The organism is Neisseria sp. P0021.S005 (assembly GCF_051956955.1).
In genome coordinates, this window is the sequence record NZ_JBQCWY010000721.1 from 1 (window position 1) to 1,508 (window position 1,508).

Below are 1,508 nucleotides of genomic sequence, written 5' to 3' on the forward strand. Positions count from 1 at the left end.
GGCCAGTCGGCGCAATAGTATTGCCAATAGATTTCTTCAAAAGGAATCTTGCCGTAATCGCACAACCACGGTTTGGCGCGTGTGGTGTAGTGGATAACGGGCGGGACGGTGTCAGGTTTGGGGAATATTTCGCCGAGATTTCGTTTTTGGAAATATTGGACTGCGCCTGTTTGAAAATTCCAAGATTCTTCCAATTGCAGCCAATTTTTTTGAAATACGGTGTTTAGAAAGCATTGGTCGCCGTAGGGAACGGATTTGTCAATGGTGGCAGCAGTTTGCAGCAGTTGCGCCGCGATATTCTGTTCCCGCCATTGCGCCAGGTCGACCAACAACATACCGGAATTGAAATAGGGCGTAGTGTGCAGGCCGGTCGGGTGATTCCATTCGGTACGGGCAAGAAAGGAGTCTTGTACCGCCGCAACGGGATAACCGTGCATATCGAGGTTGAACAAATCGTGCAGGGATTGGGTAACCACCATATCGCTGTCGAGATACAGGGCGCGGTCGACAGGAAGGTGCTGCATCATCAGACGGAAAAATGCGGCATCCGAAATATGGGGTAGGCGGCGATATTGGCTGAAGTCCATCTCGATTTTGACATCATTCAGACGGCCGCCGCTGGCCGCGAGCTTTTGGTTGGTATAGTCGATCCATTCCCGTCTGAAGGTATTGTGCATGAGGTAGAAATTGACATTTGTGTTGTGTGTGCAGACGGACTTCATCAGTGTATGAACCTGCTCGGCATAACCGGTATCGGCGGCAAGGACGATGGTGATGTTGCTCATTGTTAAATTCCCTTTATTTGCAATGTCTTAAGTTTTATCAGTCATTTTCTTGGTCTTGTGCGGTCGGTAAAGCGGCGTGGTCTTCGTTTTCCGACATGGCTTTTTCTAATAAATCGCGTTGCAGTTGCTTACCGGCTTTGATGCCCAATTTGCGCAGTTTTTCGGTGCTGCTGATGAGGTTGCCCCTGCCGGAAACCAAGCGGCCATAGGCCGTCTGAAACTGAGATTGAGCCTGACCAAGCGCTTTGTTGATGCCGTCCATGCTTTCGACAAAGCCAACAAATTTGTCATAAAGTTTGCTGCCTGCCTCGGCAATGGCCAGTGCGTTTTGGTTTTGTTGCTCATTGCGCCAGATGTTGGCAACGGTGCGCAGGGTGGCGAGCAGGGTGCTGGGGCCGGTCAGCATGATGCGTTTGTCGAAACACTCTTGGAAGAGGTTTGGATCGTGTTGCAGGGCGAGGAGGTAGGCCGGTTCGACAGGGACGAACATAAAGACGAAGTCCAACGTTTTGACACCCTCAAGGTCGGTGTAATCCTTCGCTGCCAAGCTTTTGATGTGGGCGCGGATGCTGGCGACGTGGTTGGCAAGCTCGCGCTCTGCTTCTGCGCCGGTGCTTTGCGTATAGCGGACGTAGGCGGTCAGCGATACTTTGGAGTCGATGACGATTTGTTTGTTGTCGGGCAGATTGATGAGGACGTCGGGCTGGAGGCGGCGTTGGGTGC

The 1,508-nt window shown here is 51.9% G+C and carries 2 protein-coding genes; both read right to left on the reverse strand.

Annotation, left to right across the window (positions count from 1 at the left end):
* Positions 1–785, reverse strand: a 785-nt coding sequence (locus ACTHUE_RS18675; RefSeq protein WP_440424152.1) for a glycosyltransferase family 8 protein, incomplete at its 3' end; no start/stop codon positions are given.
* A 37-nt stretch (positions 786–822) separates the two neighbouring features.
* A partial coding sequence (locus ACTHUE_RS18680) for a DNA recombination protein RmuC (RefSeq protein WP_440424153.1) occupies positions 823–1,508 on the reverse strand: 686 nt, incomplete at its 5' end.